Origin of the sequence: Photobacterium angustum (genome assembly GCF_003026365.1) — a bacterium.
GTDB classification, from domain to species: Bacteria; Pseudomonadota; Gammaproteobacteria; order Enterobacterales; family Vibrionaceae; genus Photobacterium; species Photobacterium angustum.
Genome location: NZ_PYOM01000004.1, coordinates 114804 through 130973, shown reverse-complemented (window position 1 = coordinate 130973; position 16170 = coordinate 114804). Strand labels below are relative to the sequence as shown.

18 protein-coding genes are annotated in these 16170 nt (G+C 42.8%); 1 reads left to right on the top strand and 17 read right to left on the bottom strand.

The features are described 5' to 3' along the window. Positions 1–49: 49 nt before the first annotated feature. The 17 genes from CTN01_RS05565 to CTN01_RS05485 all read right to left on the bottom strand — a co-directional run bounded on the left by CTN01_RS05565 (position 50) and on the right by CTN01_RS05485 (position 15631). Positions 50–1276, bottom strand: coding sequence for a beta-ketoacyl-ACP synthase (locus tag CTN01_RS05565; protein ID WP_045148517.1), 1227 nt, complete (start codon positions 1274–1276; stop codon positions 50–52). After that, the gene (locus tag CTN01_RS05560) at positions 1273–1998 is read right to left on the bottom strand and encodes a 3-ketoacyl-ACP reductase FabG2 (protein ID WP_045148516.1); all 726 of its coding nucleotides are present in this window, start codon (positions 1996–1998) and stop codon (positions 1273–1275) included. The genes CTN01_RS05565 and CTN01_RS05560 overlap by 4 nt, the downstream gene beginning before the upstream one ends. Further along, on the bottom strand, positions 1995–2471 hold the full coding sequence (locus CTN01_RS05555) for a hotdog family protein (protein WP_045148515.1): 477 nt from the start codon (positions 2469–2471) through the stop codon (positions 1995–1997). The genes CTN01_RS05560 and CTN01_RS05555 overlap by 4 nt, the downstream gene beginning before the upstream one ends. Beyond that, positions 2464–3678 carry a beta-ketoacyl-[acyl-carrier-protein] synthase family protein gene (locus CTN01_RS05550; RefSeq protein ID WP_045148514.1) on the bottom strand — a complete coding sequence of 405 codons (1215 nt, stop codon included), beginning with the start codon at positions 3676–3678 and terminating at the stop codon, positions 2464–2466. The genes CTN01_RS05555 and CTN01_RS05550 overlap by 8 nt, the downstream gene beginning before the upstream one ends. 40 nt (positions 3679–3718) lie before the next feature. Further along, a complete protein-coding gene (locus tag CTN01_RS05545) occupies positions 3719–4324 on the bottom strand; it encodes a DUF3261 domain-containing protein (RefSeq protein WP_045148513.1) in 606 nt (201 codons plus the stop codon). Between the two features lie 15 nt (positions 4325–4339). Further along, positions 4340–6703: an MMPL family transporter gene (locus CTN01_RS05540; RefSeq protein ID WP_045148511.1), complete on the bottom strand. Its 2364-nt coding sequence runs from the start codon at positions 6701–6703 to the stop codon at positions 4340–4342. Beyond that, positions 6687–7358 (bottom strand): LolA family protein, encoded by a 672-nt coding sequence (locus CTN01_RS05535; protein WP_045148509.1) that lies wholly within the window; start codon positions 7356–7358, stop codon positions 6687–6689. The genes CTN01_RS05540 and CTN01_RS05535 overlap by 17 nt, the downstream gene beginning before the upstream one ends. Then, positions 7342–7782: an acyl-CoA thioesterase gene (locus CTN01_RS05530; RefSeq protein WP_005366582.1), complete on the bottom strand. Its 441-nt coding sequence runs from the start codon at positions 7780–7782 to the stop codon at positions 7342–7344. The genes CTN01_RS05535 and CTN01_RS05530 overlap by 17 nt, the downstream gene beginning before the upstream one ends. A gap of 122 nt (positions 7783–7904) precedes the next feature. Further along, positions 7905–9464, bottom strand: a complete 1560-nt coding sequence (locus tag CTN01_RS05525; protein WP_045132023.1) for an HAL/PAL/TAL family ammonia-lyase — start codon at positions 9462–9464, stop codon at positions 7905–7907. Next, complete coding sequence (locus tag CTN01_RS05520; RefSeq protein WP_045148507.1) at positions 9451–11142, bottom strand: glycosyltransferase family 2 protein; 1692 nt, start codon at positions 11140–11142, stop codon at positions 9451–9453. Before CTN01_RS05520 ends, CTN01_RS05525 begins: the two co-directional genes overlap by 14 nt. Next, positions 11135–11509 carry an ApeI family dehydratase gene (locus tag CTN01_RS05515; protein WP_080896187.1) on the bottom strand — a complete coding sequence of 125 codons (375 nt, stop codon included), beginning with the start codon at positions 11507–11509 and terminating at the stop codon, positions 11135–11137. Before CTN01_RS05515 ends, CTN01_RS05520 begins: the two co-directional genes overlap by 8 nt. 14 nt (positions 11510–11523) lie before the next feature. After that, positions 11524–12921 (bottom strand): AMP-binding protein, encoded by a 1398-nt coding sequence (locus CTN01_RS05510; RefSeq protein ID WP_045148503.1) that lies wholly within the window; start codon positions 12919–12921, stop codon positions 11524–11526. Positions 12922–12981: 60 nt separating this feature from the next. Then, complete coding sequence (locus CTN01_RS05505; RefSeq protein ID WP_080896181.1) at positions 12982–13545, bottom strand: COG4648 family protein; 564 nt, start codon at positions 13543–13545, stop codon at positions 12982–12984. 3 nt (positions 13546–13548) lie between these two features. Continuing rightward, entirely contained in the window at positions 13549–13803 is a 255-nt protein-coding gene (locus CTN01_RS05500; RefSeq protein ID WP_005366568.1) for an acyl carrier protein, read from the bottom strand. A 15-nt stretch (positions 13804–13818) separates the two neighbouring features. Beyond that, positions 13819–14079 (bottom strand): phosphopantetheine-binding protein, encoded by a 261-nt coding sequence (locus CTN01_RS05495; protein WP_045148502.1) that lies wholly within the window; start codon positions 14077–14079, stop codon positions 13819–13821. Between the two features lie 5 nt (positions 14080–14084). Then, positions 14085–14882 (bottom strand): lysophospholipid acyltransferase family protein, encoded by a 798-nt coding sequence (locus CTN01_RS05490; protein ID WP_045148501.1) that lies wholly within the window; start codon positions 14880–14882, stop codon positions 14085–14087. Between the two features lie 17 nt (positions 14883–14899). After that, positions 14900–15631 (bottom strand): beta-ketoacyl synthase chain length factor, encoded by a 732-nt coding sequence (locus CTN01_RS05485; protein ID WP_045148499.1) that lies wholly within the window; start codon positions 15629–15631, stop codon positions 14900–14902. 232 nt (positions 15632–15863) lie between these two features. Here CTN01_RS05485 and CTN01_RS05480 point away from each other — a divergent pair, with 232 nt between their 5' ends. Next, complete coding sequence (locus CTN01_RS05480) at positions 15864–16151, top strand: putative periplasmic lipoprotein (protein WP_249033675.1); 288 nt, start codon at positions 15864–15866, stop codon at positions 16149–16151. Positions 16152–16170: the final 19 nt, after the last annotated feature.

The following is a 16170-nucleotide window of genomic DNA, read 5'->3' as shown; positions in this document are numbered from 1 at the left end:
AAAGGCGGTAAGTTTAATTAACTTACCGCCGTTTAATATCTTGATTATTTTAGAGTCGTTTAAATATAATTGAAGTATTAATACCACCAAACGCAAAATTATTGCTCATAATATACTGGCAATCAAGGTTGCGACCTTCGCCGCGAATGTAGTCTAAATCACCGCATTCAGGATCGACGTTCTCAAGGTTAAGCGTTGGGCTGAACCAGCCGTCATGCATCATTTCTAAACTGAGCCATGCTTCAATCGCACCACAGGCACCAAGGGTATGGCCTAAATAGCTTTTCAGAGAGCTAATTGGAGTGTTGTTGCCAAAGATACTTGCTGTGGCTTGGCTTTCTGCTATATCACCTTTTTCGGTTGCAGTACCATGTGCTGAAATGTAACTAATTTCAGTTGGCGATAAATTTGCCTGTTGCAGTGCCATTTCCATACAAAGCTGCATGGTTTCTTTTTGTGGCTGTGTTACATGGGCGGCATCACAGTTACTCGCAAACCCTACAACTTCGGCATAGATTTTAGCGCCACGTGTGATGGCATGCTCATATTCTTCTAACACTAATGTGCCAGCGCCTTCACCAATTACCAAGCCATCACGATCCGTATCATAAGGTCGTGGGGTTGATTTTGGCTCATCGTTTTTAAGGCTCGTTGCAAACAGGGTATCAAATACCGCAGATTCTGTTGGGCAAAGCTCCTCTGCGCCACCTGCAACCATCACGGTTTGATAACCATGTTTAATCGCTTCATAGGCGTAACCAATCGCTTGGCTTCCTGAAGTACATGCACTACTCGTGGGAATCACACGACCACGTAATCCAAAAAATAAGCCGACATTGACAGCTGTCGTATGTGGCATCATTTGAACGTAAGTTGTCGCGGTAATAGCGCGGGTGCTTTTTTCGTTGAGCATGACACCAAAAGCGCTGATTGCTGGTGTACTGCCGGTTGAGGAGCCATAAGCAATACCCGTTTGACCGTTTGTCAGTACTTCATTGTCCAGTAACCCAGCTTGATTCAGTGCATTTTCTGTCGCCAGTGTCGATAGCTTAGAAACACGCCCCATTGAACGGATTTTTTTACGGGTGTAATGCTTCGGTAAAGTAAAATCTTCAATAGGGGCTGCAAGTTTGGTATTTAAGCCGTCATAAAGCTCATAATCTTGCATATAAATAGTGGCGTTTTCACAAGCTCGAAGTTTAGGTTCGATACGTTCCCAATCGTTACCAAAGGCTGTAACACCCGACATGCCAGTGACAACAACGCGACGACTCATACTAAACCTCCGTTTACCGAAATCACTTGGCGAGTCACATAGCCTGCAATATCAGACATTAAGTAACTAACCAGTCCTGCTACTTCTTCAGGCTCTCCCATACGACGAAGAGGCACTTGTGGTAGTGCGTGTTCTTTTACGTGCTCATCGACCATACCTGTATCAATCAGGCCGGGCGCAACACAGTTAACGGTAATTTTACGCTTAGCAAGCTCTAGCGCTAATGACTTAGTTGCGCCAATTACCCCCGCCTTTGCCGCACTGTAATTGGTTTGTCCGCGGTTACCCGTAATTCCTGAAACCGATGCTAAAGTCACAATACGGCCGCCTTTACGCTTTTGCACCATAGGCATTACGCAAGGGTGTAACACGTTGTAGAAGCTATCAAGGTTTGTATGGATCACGCCATCCCATTCTTGTTCTGTCATAGCAGGGAAGGCCGTATCTCGGGTGATCCCCGCGTTACTGACGACACCGTAATAAGCACCATGCTCGGCGATATCGGCTTCAAGTTGCTCGCGGCATTGCTGACGATCACTGATATTAAATTGAATAAGGCGACCTTGGCCGCCAGCGTCAGTAATCGATGCCAATGTTGCTTCAGCGCCTGGTTTATCACTCATGTAGTGAACGGCGATAATGAAACCATCTTTAGCGAGCTGAATAGCGATTGCGCGACCGATACCCTTACTGGCACCTGTTACGAGTACGTGTTGAGTCATGGGTTTTTCCTATTATTGTTATCTAGTTGCATTTGTTCTAATTGTGATTTTGAGGGAACAAAGGCATTGAGTTGACTACTTGCTACGATTTGCTCATGACAAATGATCTTGCAGTCAAAAACAGCCATACCGTTATTTTCCATAATTTGTTCGGCATGAATGTCTAAAATATCGTGTTCTTTAAATTCACTACACTCACTGTGGTAGCGACGACAACCGAGCAGAAAACCAATGGGGGTATCTTCACCATTTTTCCATGCGTGGAAACCAGACCAACCAGCGACAGTTTGAGCCATAAATTCGATCCCAACATAAGCGGGGATTGACTGTGTTTTTGAATCAAAGTAGAGGCAATGGCGACTGATCGCGACACGACAATGAATATATTTTTCACCCACATCAATCAGATCATCAACAAGGATCATTGGTGCTTCATGGGGTAAAAGTTGATGTAATGGAGGGCAATTAGTCATCGGTACGTCCAAAAATAAGGCTGATGTTGTTGCCACCAAATGCAAATGAGTTACTTAACATGACAGGTTTAGTGAATACCGTATCTGCAGGTGCTAATTGGATTGGCAGATCGTCTGCGACAGCACCATCATTAATTTGTGTTGGTAGCGGTAAGTCATAACGCAGTAAGTGCCAACAAATGGCTGCTTCAACTGCGCTTGCCGCACCTAGCGTGTGACCTGTTAATGGTTTGGTTGAACTCACAGGGACTTGATTGCCGAAAACTCGTGCAATCGCTTTTGCTTCCATTGCATCATTTAACGGGGTCGCTGTCCCATGGGCGTTGATATAACCAATATCTTCAGGAGTAAGTTTGGCATCTTTAAGGGCTTTTCGCATTGCCGTTTCTGCACCAGTACCTTCTGGGTGTGGCGCTGAAATATGGTGAGCATCAGAGCTATCACCGATACCGAGCAACGCAATATGAGGAGCGGGTTGGCGTTCATCAGGCGTGCGAGCTAGCAACATAAAAGCGGCACCTTCACCAATATTTATGCCGTTACGGTTATCACTAAAGGGGTTACATAAGGTGCTAGAGAGTGAATCTAAACCATGAAAACCGTTAAGCGTTAAACGACATAGAGTATCTGCGCCACCGACAATAACGGCATCCACTACTCCTGCTTTTAACATACGCTTGGCAGATAAAAATACCCGCCCACTAGACGAGCAAGCGGTTGATAAGGTGTAACAAGGGCCGGTTAATTGATAATAGTCAGCGATAAATTGCCCTGTATTAGAAGGCTCTTGCTGGTGGTAGTGATAGTCAGTTGGAAAATTCTGGGTGTTTTTTTTGGTGGTTAACGCATGTTCACCATCGCTGATCCCTGATGTGGTTGTTCCGACAATGACGGCAATACGATCATGGCCGTACTGGGTAATTGCAGCATGAATATCAGGTTCAATTTGCTGTAAGGCAGATAAAACTAAGCGATTATTATCCGTATTCTGATGTGGAAAAAGGTTGTCATCAATTGTCGGTAATGGTGATGATACTTTTCCTATGACAGTATCAGAGCCGTCATTTAGCCAGCCTTGAACTGGTTGCATGTCAGAACTCATTCCTTGACGTAAGCGTTGGTGGATAATGTCGTTACTACAGCCTAACGCTGAGTTAAACCCACACCCTCGAATATAGATTGGCTGTTTGTCGGCTATCTTTTGCATAGTGCTCGTATTCGGTTATTCAATGATGGCTGAGAGTTCGTTATTTTTGCGTTGATTGTAGTGTTTTAATGTCAATCGTATAGTGCTGTTGATGATGGGTGAAGATAATTTCACCTTTTAATGGATTGGCATTTTTATAATCAATATCCGCGATTATATCACCTTTACTATCAATTAATTGTCGATGGCTTGGTGTTTGTTTTAATTGCCAACCGACTTGCTTCAGAGGGGCTTGCCAAGCATTGATCGGCCACAGCGTGATCATGATATTAAATAATACTTGTTTGGGATCGGGTAATGTTGCTCCTAGCCCTGGCATCACGTACGTCTCAACTTTCTGATCTTGATAATCTAAACTTAAAATACGTGTTCCCCACGAGGAAAAACCAGCTAAAGCGACACGTTTAGGATCAACTTGTAATTGGACGGGCAGTTGATGGCTTTGTTTATTCCATGTCGCGGTGATTAATTGGCTTGCCGTTAATGAGTAACCCAGTTGAGCAGGCGTCGGCAAGGTCACAAGCGTATTAGGTGCAATTTCAACTTGGTTTTGTTGCACCATTGGTTTACTTGCACATCCCACTAACATCACGCTAGCTATTAATAAAGTAAGCATACTGTTTGTACGTTTTCTTATGTTTTTCATAGCTTGTTGCCTTACTTATTTGTGTGTTTGTGGATCTTTTTCTCGAGTCATTACCAGAGGGGCGAGTAGCCAAGCGATAATGATACCTGTTAACACCGTGATACCAAAGCTGTGGATGGCTTGGGTTTCACTCAGTGCTAGTAAACCAAACGATAATACTGTTGTTAATGCTGACAAGGTGATCGCGAGTAATGTGGTGATCCCTTGTTGGTGTCCTGTTTCAGGTTTTAGTTCAGCAAAAAATAGGCTGTAATCAATACCGATACCCAAGATTAATATCAAGGCTAATAGGTTGAACAAGTTCAGTGGGGTACCCGTCAAGCTAGTGATCGCAATTCCTGCCATTCCTGCAATTAACGATGGCGCGATCATTTTTATCCCTTGTTTTATGCCATAACGCCATGCGAGTAACAGATAAATGGCAAAGGTTGCCGCAATAAGCAGCCATGTTACATGTTCTCGATATTGACCAAAGAGTGATGAAATTTCATCGGCTTTATTGAGATAAGTTAACGCATTATCGTGTTGTGCCAACTCTTCTATGGTGTGCTGTTGCTTGATGTCGTGCAGCAAAATTACAGCACTATATTTACTTACACCGTGCTGATCTTTGAGCGCACCTAACCACATGAAGCGAAGTGGCGAAGAGACAGATGAAGCGAGGAAATGCGTCATCGTTAACGGTTCAAAGGTTGCTGAAAATGTTACAGGTTTCGCAAGGTTTAAGCGCTGACTAAGCGTTGCGCCTTGTTCCTGATAAAGCTGTTGGACTAATGCGAAATTGGCTTTTTGTTGGTCAAGCGTGGGGATGTATTGCCCAAGGCTTTGGTAGCTTTTTAATGCTCCTTGTTGAATTAATCCATCCAAGGTGTGATCGGTCGAGGCAATTTTATTAAGCAGCGCTTGTTCACTATCCGCTTTAACTAACAGCATTTGTTGGCTACTGCTAACACCCGTAATAGCCTTAATGGTGGCTTCTTGTTGTTGTAATGAAGCTGGAAGCGCTTGTAGCTGGCGAATGTCATCGTTGTAGCTTGCTTTAGTTAAACCATAAAGAGCTAACAGTGCTAATAGGATCGGTGTTACCCAGCGAACACTCGGCTGTTGCCATATATGTAGCCAGCGACCTAATATACTAGCAAAGGGGATAGACCGAGGTGGGCTAGGTTTAGCGGCAAGGGTTGGATACCAGCAGACTACGGTGGCGTAGGCGGCGGTTAAGCCAATGGCTGAGAATAAAGATAGCTGCTGCAAACCCGGAAAAGGGGCGACTAACATACCTAAATAACCAATCAGGCTAGTAATTAAGCCGAGTGTAATTGCGGTAAAGATATGTTTTAAGCCTTGCTGTGAGTTCCAGTGTTTACCTGCAGCTAACCTGTCGGTCAGGTAATGAAAAGCATAATCAATCGATACCCCAATTAAACTTGCGCCAAACACCAAACTAAACAGATGCACTTTGCCAAAAATAGCCACGGTTGCGACAAAGGCTGCCACTAAACCACAAGTGATGGATAACAGGGCAAGGGCTAATGGTAAGGTACTGCGATATACCGCAATCAGTAACATGATAATGCCCAGTAGCGAGCCTAATCCAATCGTACTGATTTCATTTTCTGCGCTTTTTGTCCCGTGGGCAGCATAGAAAATCACGCCAGTTTGCTGAATATCTAATGCAGATTCAGGAAGTGAATACTTACTTTCTATTTGCTGTTCTAAGGCGTGTAAAGCGGGAAGTTTATCTTGTAACCCTATGTTATAGGCTGAGCCTGCAAGGTTTGCAGTAATTAACGCGTAATGCTTACCTTGATATTCAGTGGTGAGAAAGCCTTGTTTGAGACTGAATTTTCCCGCTTTGGCAGTGAGGTCGGTAAGGTATTCACGAAATAATAAGAATGGGTCGTTAGTAAGCTCAGTGCCTGTAATGCCAGAAAACGGATTATACATGGCGTTTAATACGTTTTGTGTTTGTTGTTCGGGGTGTTCTCGCAGTCGCGTTTGTTGCTCAGGCGTGAGTAATTGAAAGCGTTTGGGATAATAAAGTTTGGCCCATGCTTGTTGCTGATCTTGACTGACTTTGGCGTCGATATGACTAAAGAGTTTTAGCGAAGGTAATGCTTGGCTAAAATCGTTGGCAGCTTTAAGCATGGTATCGCTGTTTTTACTGCCGACAACAAAGACAACTTTGTCGCTCATGCTGGTGGCGATATGATCAAACGCTTGTTGAGCAATAGGATCTTGGCGATTTTCAGGTAGCAGTGCCAAGATGTTTGTTTCGATAGGAAGCTGTTTACGCGCAGTGAGTTGGTAGCCAAGTGCAGCTACCAAGATCAACATAATCGCGAGCCATAAGCTGGCTAACTTAGAATTGGAAAACACGTTTTTCTTCTGATGTCAGAGTCGTTGGGGTGGTGGTTTGTTGGCTAAAGGTGATGAGAGTTTTATCACCTCGAATTTCATCTAGCTCTAGCTTATTAATGAACTGGCCACCTTCAATTGAAATTTTACTAAAGACTTTATTTAATGGGGGTGCTTTGGGAGTAAGCACTAACTGCCATTGCTCATGTGTTTTACTGTCTTTTAAGGTTTTCAGTGATAAATCAAACTGCTCTGTAAGCTGCGAAGTATCGCCTTTAAACAGTGATAAGAATACGTGGCTAAAGTAAAACACCATTGGATTATCACTGGCAGCCAGCACTTGTGCTGGTTGATTATCAAATTGTTGGCTGAGTTTATCTTTTGTCAGTACTAAAGAGACAGGCATAGGGGCTGTTTGATGCCACCATAATCCCTTTTTTGCCGATAAGAGAAACTGACCGCTAGAGATGAGTGGCTGATCAAACATGGCCATTTCACGTTGTTGGCTAAAATCACCGCGAACTAAAGGCTCTGAAGATAATTTTGTTTGTAATTGTTCTAGCGTTATTGCCCGGGCTGAAATGCTAGTAAGTGCTAACATAGAAACTGTAATGATTGCTTTTACCACGCGTTTAAAATGGGCACTAAAACGAGAATGATTACGCATTGTTGGCATGATATGCCTCCACTTTGTCGGTAAATATTTTAGGCGAAACAAAACACATTTCACGTTTGTCGATACTAACTGCCACTTGCATGGTGTAGCCCTTCGTCATACGTGCGCCAGTTTCACCATCATAAATGACGTAATCAACTCGCATACGATTTTCCCATTCAGTTAATGTTGCCGTCACTCGAATGGGGTGATCATAGGGAATCGATTTTACGTATTTGACTCGGGTATCAATGATAGGCCACACATAGCCAGATGCTTCCATTTCACGATAACTGTAGTTCAGTTTGTTCATTAACTGATGACGTGCTTCTTCAAAATAGCGGAAGTAGTTACCGTGATAAATAACGCCCATGGGATCGGCATCTTGAAAGTTTGTGGTGAGTGATAGTTCTGCACTAATCAATATCGGTTTACCTACTGTCATTTATTGATTTCCCTACGCACATAAAACAAGAAAATATAAGTTATCAAAATGATAGCTAAAAAAACTATACTCACTCTGTATGTAGAGTGAGTATTTGGTTAATTTTTGAAGCGTAATAGAGGTTAGTAATACAATGCCCAGTGCTGCTGCTGAATCATATCAATGAACAGACGTAAATCATGCTCAAGCGGACGATCTTCAATCACAACTTCAAAGTGCTCTAATACAGATTGATTCATCTTTGTTAATGCAGGACTGAGGTGTGAAGCGTTGAGTTCATCATCACGTTTTCTCAGTTCAATTGCTTGGGTTGCTGCCAGTAACGAAGCGGCAGTCACCTGTTCTGTTAACTGTAATACACGTAAACAGTCACGTGATGCAATGGTTCCCATACTGACTTTATCTTGGTTATGGCACTCCGTTGAGCGAGAGAAAACACTGGCTGGCATCGTGTGTTTTAAAGCTTCTGCCGTCCATGCTGAAATCCCAATTTGCACGGCTTTAAAACCATGGTTGATCGGCTTACGTTCACCAACGGCACCTGTTAAGTTAAAGGGTAAGCCATTATTAAACTTATAATCCATTAGCTGAGCCATTTGACGATCGAGTAGATCGGCAATGTTAGCGACTGCTGTTTTTAACGTATCCATTGCCATCGCAATATGACCGCCATAGAAGTGACCGCCATGAAGAACATGCTCGTTATCACCGTCAATAATTGGGTTATCGTTGGCGCTGTTGAGTTCGTTTTCAATCATTTGGCGTAGCCAAGGTAGGCTATCTTGTAAAACCCCAATAACATGTGGCGCACAGCGCAGAGAGTAGCGATCTTGCAAGCGATCACTGTTACGAGGTGGACGTTCAGCTTGCAGATCAGAACGTAACCAACTTGCGATTTGTTGTTGACCCGGGTGAGGTTTTACCGCAAACAGTGCCTCATCAAAGTGGAAATCATTACCTTGCATTGCGACAGAAACCATCGCGGTAATTTTAGTTGCCATTTGCGCAAGATATTCAGCGCGTTTGTAGGCTAGACAAGCCAATGCGGTCATCACAGATGTACCATTCATTAACGCTAGCCCTTCTTTAGGGCGTAATTGGATTGGCGAGATGCCAAGCTCAGTAAACACTTCAGCGGTTGGGCGAATTTCACCCTTGTAGATAACATCACGTTCACCAATTAAGGTGGCTGCAACATAAGACAGTGGCGTTAAGTCGCCACTGGCACCAACAGAGCCTTCTTCTGGAATACGTGGCACGATGTCATGATTAATCAGCGTGACTAACTGGTTGAGCAATTCATGACTCACGCCTGAAACGCCTTGTGACAGTGAACATAAACGTGTGGCAAGTACTGCGCGAGCTTGAGGTTGCTGTAGCACTTCACCTAAACCACAACCGTGAAAGCGTGTAAGGTGCAGAGGCAATTCGTCAACCAATTTAGGTGGGATCGCCACAGTACAAGAATCGCCATAGCCAGTGGTTACACCATAAATGACGCCTTCATCTTTCAATAAGCGTTCAAGAAATGCTACGCCGCGATCAATTTTTTCATTGAATGCAGTGTCGTTGTTCATTTCTGCATGGGCACCATTGGCAATCGCGCAAACATCTTCAATTGTGAGGCGTTCAGCACCAAACTTAATGGTTTGTTGAGTTGTTGTCGAATTAGTCGTTGTCATTGTTTTTTCCACTAAGCTGCCAAAAATTAAAAAAGTTATACCACTGCAATGGGACTTGAATTGTGTAAGATTCTAGTCGTGACGCATAGTCTTGAACCACTTGTTGTAATGCTGTTTCTCGTGTTTTACGAGGTAAGATCAAAGCATCACTAAAGGGTTCTAAGTAAATATCAAAATGGGGCTCTGCTTGGCTGTCATCACGTAAACCAAAGAGTAAATAAACGGGCGCCTTCATGACCGAAGCCAGAATAAAGGGGCCTTGTGGGAACGGGGCCGGTTTACCTAAGAAATCGGCCCATACCACACGTTGCTCTTTGGTGACCGACGTTCTATCACCGACAATCACTATCCATTCACCTTGCTCAATTTTTTGCTGTAACATGATGGCAGTACTTGCGCTGAGCTCATTGACTTGAATAAGGTTCAGATCTGAATCAGGGTTAATGGCTTTTAATACCGCATTAAAGCGCTCTGCGTGTTCGGTAAAGACCAAAGCGTTAACTTTTATATCGGGATGACGAGAACTTAACGCACGACAAAGTTCTAGATTTCCAAGGTGAGAGCCTAAAATGATGGCACCTTGTTTTCGTTTGGCGAGATCATCAAAATGTTCACTACCATGAATGGTTAAGTGTTGCTCTGAATAATCGCCTTTCCATGCCACAAGTTTGTCGAGCATGGTATGACCAAATGATAATAAATGATCATAGCTATTGAGCTTTTTCGGCAATGAAAGCTGATTTTCACTTGCGTATTGTTCAAGTTGCTCTAAATAATCTTCAGATGCTTTGCGAGCCGTTTTCCCCGTTAAGTAGTAATAGCCCATCACGGCTTTTAAGATCAGATTAAATGCTTTTCGTCCGAGCAGAGAATACACCGCAAGTAATGTCTTGATCCCTACAATGGTGCCGCGCTCGGCATGGGATGACCAATGTTGTTGATCGGGTGACTTTCGTTTAATTAGCCTAGGGATACGTGGCAACATGCCAAAAAATAGCTTGGTATGCATCCAACTAATTTTGACGTTATCCCACAATGCATCAAAGTGAGAGATACCATCTTCTGGATAAATAACTTTGGTATCAATAAAACGAATATCGCCGTTACCCCAGTAAAAACGCACCATGATTTCAGTATCAAAATCCATTCTCAAACCAAGCTTGTTGTGATTAATCACATTCATCATGGCATCGATAGGGTATGAGCGAAAACCACACATACTGTCTTTGATAGCAAACGAAAGGGTTTCAATCCAGACCCAAATATGGGTGGCATAACGACCATAGAGTCGCGATTTAGGGATTGATTCATCGTAAATCGGTTGACCTGAAATCAGTGAGTCAGGATAGGTTTTTGATTCATTGATCAGCTTAGGTAACGCGGATAAATCGTGCTGACCATCGGCATCAATTTGAATGGCATGGGTAAAGCCAAGTGCTTGTGCCTGCTTTATGCCAGCGATAACTGCCCCCCCTTTACCTTGGTTTTGCGGCAGGGTAACAATGTTGATATTGGGGCGTTTGGCTTGCTCCGATAAAATTTTACGGGTAGCTAATTCACTACCGTCATCAACAATGACAATGGGGTAATCATAATTTATTAACTCATTCACAACGGCAGGCACCGTTGCGCCATGGTTATAGCAAGGGATCAGAAAGCAGGGCTTAAATTCACACATGTTGACGACCTAGCTTAATTTTACCTGATGAATGTTTATGTAGCGTGCCATTAGCATCGGTTGAGGTATAGCTAAAATGCAGTTTTTGCTGATCGTCACGCCATTCAAGTGTGAGAGTGATGGTACTATCTGGCAAGATTGGCTCTTGGAATTTAATCACATCCATACCGTTAAATAAGGTTGGCATATTAGGAAAGCATTGCTTGGCAAAATGTACAGCCCAGTCAATTTGGCTCACACCGGGTAATAACGGGAAAGTTGGGAAGTGCCCTTTAAAATCAAAAAGTTGATTGTCAGGGCGCAAGGTGATCTCGGCCTTATAACCATCAATATGTTGAGCGAGTAATGTGGGTGTTCTATTGGTCATCATTATTATGCTTACTATGTCGAGGCGTCATCAGTAAATAACGATTCTAGATCGCTAACTAAACGCTTTCCTTGCGTATTTAAAGGAATGCTATCAACAAGGCGGTAGCTGCGTGGAATACCAACCGGCTCAATCCATTGGCGTAGTTGTTGACGCAGGAGCAACCAAAACTTCCCTTTTCCACGTTGCCGAACGTCTTTTTTCCCTTCATTTGATAGTGTAATCACTGCGCCTAAAATAAGACGATTATTTTGCTCTAAGGGTAATACAGCGGCTTCTTCAATCCATGGCAACGAACATAGGCGCTGCTCAACATCGGTTAACGAAATGCGTTTTTCTTCTATTTTAATTATACGGTCGGTACGACCTTTTAAAATGAAATGATCGTTATCGATCTGTTCACAATGATCACTGGTTTGATACCACAGATCTTGATCAATAAACGGCGATAAAATCTTAAGGCATTGCTCTGCATTCAGTGCGATGTCAATAACAGGGAAGCGTTGCCATGGTGTTGAATTATCATGTTGCTGACGATAAGCAATCCCTCCCGTTTCCGTACTACCAAAGACTTCAAAAGGTAATTTGCTAAATAGTGTTTGGCATTGTTGAGCTGCCGCTAAGGTTAGCGGCCCACCAGAAGAGAAAATTGCGCGATAGTCTTGTGTTTTATCTTCATTATCAAGGCGTTTTAGCAACGCAGGGCTGCTAATGAGCACACAACTATCACTGGCTTGTGCCATTACCTGCTCTGGGTAGATCAAATCAAAACGACTGAAACTGCGATCGCAGCAAAGCGGCCATAAAATACGAAACAATAAGCCATAGATATGTTGATGTGAAACGGTACTAACAATCGTGGTTTGCGCTAATTGCTGCCCCCATAGCATTTCTAACTGGGCGATTTCGTAATTTAGTAACGCGAGGTTTTTAATAATGGCTTTGGGTTTTCCGCTAGAACCAGACGTAAACAGCGTTAGTTGAATATCTGCGAGCGTTAGTGGTTCAAATACAATAGGAATATCGAGTGAGGACTGCCAATTTATCGTATTTAGCTTGAGGCTAATACACGATTCAGGGCATTGGATATTGTTATCGTGGAGTAAGCCATCAAAATGGTGGCTAAGCTCTGCAAGGGCTGCTGGTTGATGATTTCCTGGTAACACCATGTGCTGTTTACTGTGGGCTAATGCCATAAAGGCGACAGCAAAGAAGTAGCTATCTTCGCAACATATCGCCCATTGTTGTTGCTCATAGCTGTTTAGCTTTTCACACAGTAAAGCAACATCATTGTGAAACTGCTGCCACGATTGATGACCTGATGGATCGACAGACACCGGAGATTGGCGCTCAGACTGCTGCATTAATTGAGATAACGGAATCATTGTTGTCGGCAGTATTAATGGTTTCATGGTAATTCCGGTGTTGAAGGTAGAACAATTAGAGAGGAGCAATAATTAGAGATTAATTTCTCACTGTGATTTACGCTGAACAAATTGTCGTACAACCCATTCAATCGCAAACAGACTGCCCGCAAGAAGGTAGCTGATCAACCCGTTGTATAACGTCCATATTTGCAGTGGAAGAAAACAGGTTGTGAGTGCGATTGAGCCATTAGCAATAAAAAATACACACCATACTTTGGTGACATTGCGCGTATAGCGAACGCCACTTGGTGGTAAATCAGGTTCTTGCAGTCGTGCTAGTCGCTCAATGAGGCTCTGTTTTTGCCATAAACTGGCACTAAACAGCCCAAGCATAAGGATATTGACGATCACTGGATAATAAAGAAACCAGCCATGTTCACGAAAAATGCTGCCGAGTAAAGCAAGGATGAGTCCCGCGCCACCGCTGAGCCATGCAATATACTTAAGTTCACGAAGCTGAGTTTGTTTCGCCGCGATAATGCGGAGTAAAAACAAAATCGCAAGTAGTCCCGCAACTACCCCTAACCCCCAACGGCTTAAACCATAGTAAACCGCAAGAGGATAGGCGAGTAACGCTAATGCTGACACACCTGTCAGCAAACTCATCATCAATTATTCCTTAACAAGTTCGATCACTGCATCGACCACGTCATCAACGGTACGGACAGCTTTGAACTCTTCAGGTTTGATTTTCTGACCGGTCATGTTTTGTAAGTGAACGACTAAATCAACGGCATCAATACTGTCTAAATCAAGTTCAGTGTATAGATTGGTTTGCGGTTGAATGTCATCTGCGTCAAGCTCAAACAGTTCAACAAGAACATTTTTCACTTGGTCAAAAACTTGGTTACGATTCGCTTCTGTCATTTTTTTTACGCTATTTTATGAGTTTTTATTATTAGAAATATAGTTTGCTAAGTTAGCAACCGATGCAAAATGTTCGCGAGTATTGGTGTCATCAGCATCAATAACAATATTGTATTTTTTCTTAATCGCTAAGCCCAATTCTAACGCATCAATAGAATCTAAACCTAGGCCATCATTAAATAGCGGGGCATCTGTTTCAATATCATCAATAGTGATGTCTTCAAGATTTAATGCATCAATGATGAGTGTTTTTAATTCGTTATGTAGTTGTTCCATAGTACCTACTTGTGATTGTTATCATGATGCTGAACAGTGTGTTGAGCAGGAAAAAGAGCATCATCAAGATAACGGTTGAGCTTACGTGCTGCTGTTGTGGCGGAATCACTACTTTCAATAAATGATCCAACCGCTATTTTATCCTTTACTTCGACTAAGAAGAAAGGCTTGCTGTCGGGAACTTGATACCACTTTTTTTCTTTGGTTAAAAAGCTAGGTTCAACCGTGATATGAATAACACGGAGATCCGATGCAGTGCGAACTGCTATCTGTGCAGCCCCACGTTGTAATTTAGATTTTTTCCCTGGCGTGGTACGAGTACCTTCAGGAAAAACTAATAAGACATTACCGCTACCTAATCGTTCACTACAGTCATCCAGCAAACTTTCAGGATCTCTATTGGGAATATAGCCCGCCGCTTTAACAATGCCTTTCATAAACGGATTATGCCAGATAGCCGCTTTTACCAAACAGTCGCACTGAGGAAGTCGAGAAGCGATCAGAACATAGTCAATTAAACTAGGATGATTGGCCACAATAAGGCAATTTCTATCGTTCTCTAACAATTCTATGTTTTCAAACCGATAATCAATCGTGCCCCAAAAACGCATGGTGCGACAGAAAAAATCAAATGATTGTTGAATAATTTTCTGTATTTTAAATTCGCGCTGTTGGGCGTTTTTTGCTGTTCGCGTCATTAACGGGAAAATAATGAAGGTTAAGGTGAGTGCACCGACACCAAATAAACTAAAGCAAAATCCGGTTGCAACAATACGCCAATATTTATTCAGCTGTTGCGGCATAGTGAGTCTTGATGCTGTCACTTGTTTCGTACCCAGTGCCAGTGGTTACGCTGATCTGAGAGGCTAAATGATTCGTCCCCTAAAGAGAGATGTTTAATTACATCTAATGTTTGTGGATATCCCATAGTGACTTCCTTGCTGCTTTTATCTGTTTTATTCCATTGTAGCGTATAGCCACTACCAGCAGATAAAATAGCACTGAATGCATAACCTTGATGAGCTTGGGTTTCAAACTCCTGATATTGTTCAGGTAATGGTTCATCAAAATCGACTAATAAAACCTGATGGGCTGGATTTTCGTTTAGATAACACGCCGCTTCGATGAGTGCAGAATGAAGCGTGTGCTCTGCTGCCGATAATGATGTCACAGGGATTGGCTGTTTAGTGATAATGGTATAAAGCCCTGCTGCCGTATTGTGAACGGATTGCGAGAAGGCGATGGGTGACGCATCGTCACCTTTAATGATCGACTCGACTAAATTAACAGTGCGGTGTAATTCACCATGACGACTTGAGAAAATAATGTAATCAATCTGCTGTTGCTCTGAGATATGCAAAGCCGTTTGTAACGCCAATTTGGTTAAATTACTCATACGACGTCGCATCATCGGCGGTATTTTATCAAACACAATAGGCTCTGGTGCTTGAGGCCAGTTTTGGGTTATTGCCCATTGCTGCCACTCAGCGAGAGATGACAGGCCGAGTGAGCGAGCTTCCCACTGGTTAATTGTAAAGTGCACAGAGTTCATGGTTAACCGTTTGCGTTAAATGTCGTGTTCTAATGAATGTGTCTTATGATAATAAAGTCTACCTGTGATTGAAAAACATATTTGTGTTGTTATTGCACGCAACGTAAAAAATAGTATGTAAAATTTTAAATATGTCATTCATTAGCTAAGTAGCAGATTCATCTTGTTTGTTGGGATCGATTTAGATGATAATTCTTATTAGGTGTTAACTGAAATAATGATGCTCCTTAAAATGAAAAAGACACTGCTTAGTATAATGGCTAGCTTGCTGATTGTAGGTTGTACCAGCAAACCTGTCATGAATTTAAATGATGTCTATGTGCCGAGCACTGTCACTGGGCAACAACATTCTATTGATGATGTTCAAACAGCGATATTAACCGCAGCAGAGCAACGAGGATGGAGCGCTCGAGTAAATAAAAACAGGCTTGATTGTGGCAACCCTTTCTGTTCGAACTCATACCGCAACGGTCGACATTCCTTATTCTGCATTAAGTTACAGTATCGATTACAAAAATAGTCAAAATTTGGATTATGAC

Coding starts and splice junctions, on each gene's coding strand:
- CTN01_RS05565 (WP_045148517.1), bottom strand. CDS start 1,276: ATGAGTCGTCGCGTTGTTGTCACTGGCATGTCGGGTGTTACAGCCTTT.
- CTN01_RS05560 (WP_045148516.1), bottom strand. CDS start 1,998: ATGACTCAACACGTACTCGTAACAGGTGCCAGTAAGGGTATCGGTCGC.
- CTN01_RS05555 (WP_045148515.1), bottom strand. CDS start 2,471: ATGACTAATTGCCCTCCATTACATCAACTTTTACCCCATGAAGCACCA.
- CTN01_RS05550 (WP_045148514.1), bottom strand. CDS start 3,678: ATGCAAAAGATAGCCGACAAACAGCCAATCTATATTCGAGGGTGTGGG.
- CTN01_RS05545 (WP_045148513.1), bottom strand. CDS start 4,324: ATGAAAAACATAAGAAAACGTACAAACAGTATGCTTACTTTATTAATA.
- CTN01_RS05535 (WP_045148509.1), bottom strand. CDS start 7,358: ATGCCAACAATGCGTAATCATTCTCGTTTTAGTGCCCATTTTAAACGC.
- CTN01_RS05530 (WP_005366582.1), bottom strand. CDS start 7,782: ATGACAGTAGGTAAACCGATATTGATTAGTGCAGAACTATCACTCACC.
- CTN01_RS05525 (WP_045132023.1), bottom strand. CDS start 9,464: ATGACAACGACTAATTCGACAACAACTCAACAAACCATTAAGTTTGGT.
- CTN01_RS05520 (WP_045148507.1), bottom strand. CDS start 11,142: ATGTGTGAATTTAAGCCCTGCTTTCTGATCCCTTGCTATAACCATGGC.
- CTN01_RS05515 (WP_080896187.1), bottom strand. CDS start 11,509: ATGACCAATAGAACACCCACATTACTCGCTCAACATATTGATGGTTAT.
- CTN01_RS05510 (WP_045148503.1), bottom strand. CDS start 12,921: ATGAAACCATTAATACTGCCGACAACAATGATTCCGTTATCTCAATTA.
- CTN01_RS05505 (WP_080896181.1), bottom strand. CDS start 13,545: ATGATGAGTTTGCTGACAGGTGTGTCAGCATTAGCGTTACTCGCCTAT.
- CTN01_RS05500 (WP_005366568.1), bottom strand. CDS start 13,803: ATGACAGAAGCGAATCGTAACCAAGTTTTTGACCAAGTGAAAAATGTT.
- CTN01_RS05495 (WP_045148502.1), bottom strand. CDS start 14,079: ATGGAACAACTACATAACGAATTAAAAACACTCATCATTGATGCATTA.
- CTN01_RS05490 (WP_045148501.1), bottom strand. CDS start 14,882: ATGCCGCAACAGCTGAATAAATATTGGCGTATTGTTGCAACCGGATTT.
- CTN01_RS05485 (WP_045148499.1), bottom strand. CDS start 15,631: ATGAACTCTGTGCACTTTACAATTAACCAGTGGGAAGCTCGCTCACTC.
- CTN01_RS05480 (WP_249033675.1), top strand. CDS start 15,864: ATGAAAAAGACACTGCTTAGTATAATGGCTAGCTTGCTGATTGTAGGT.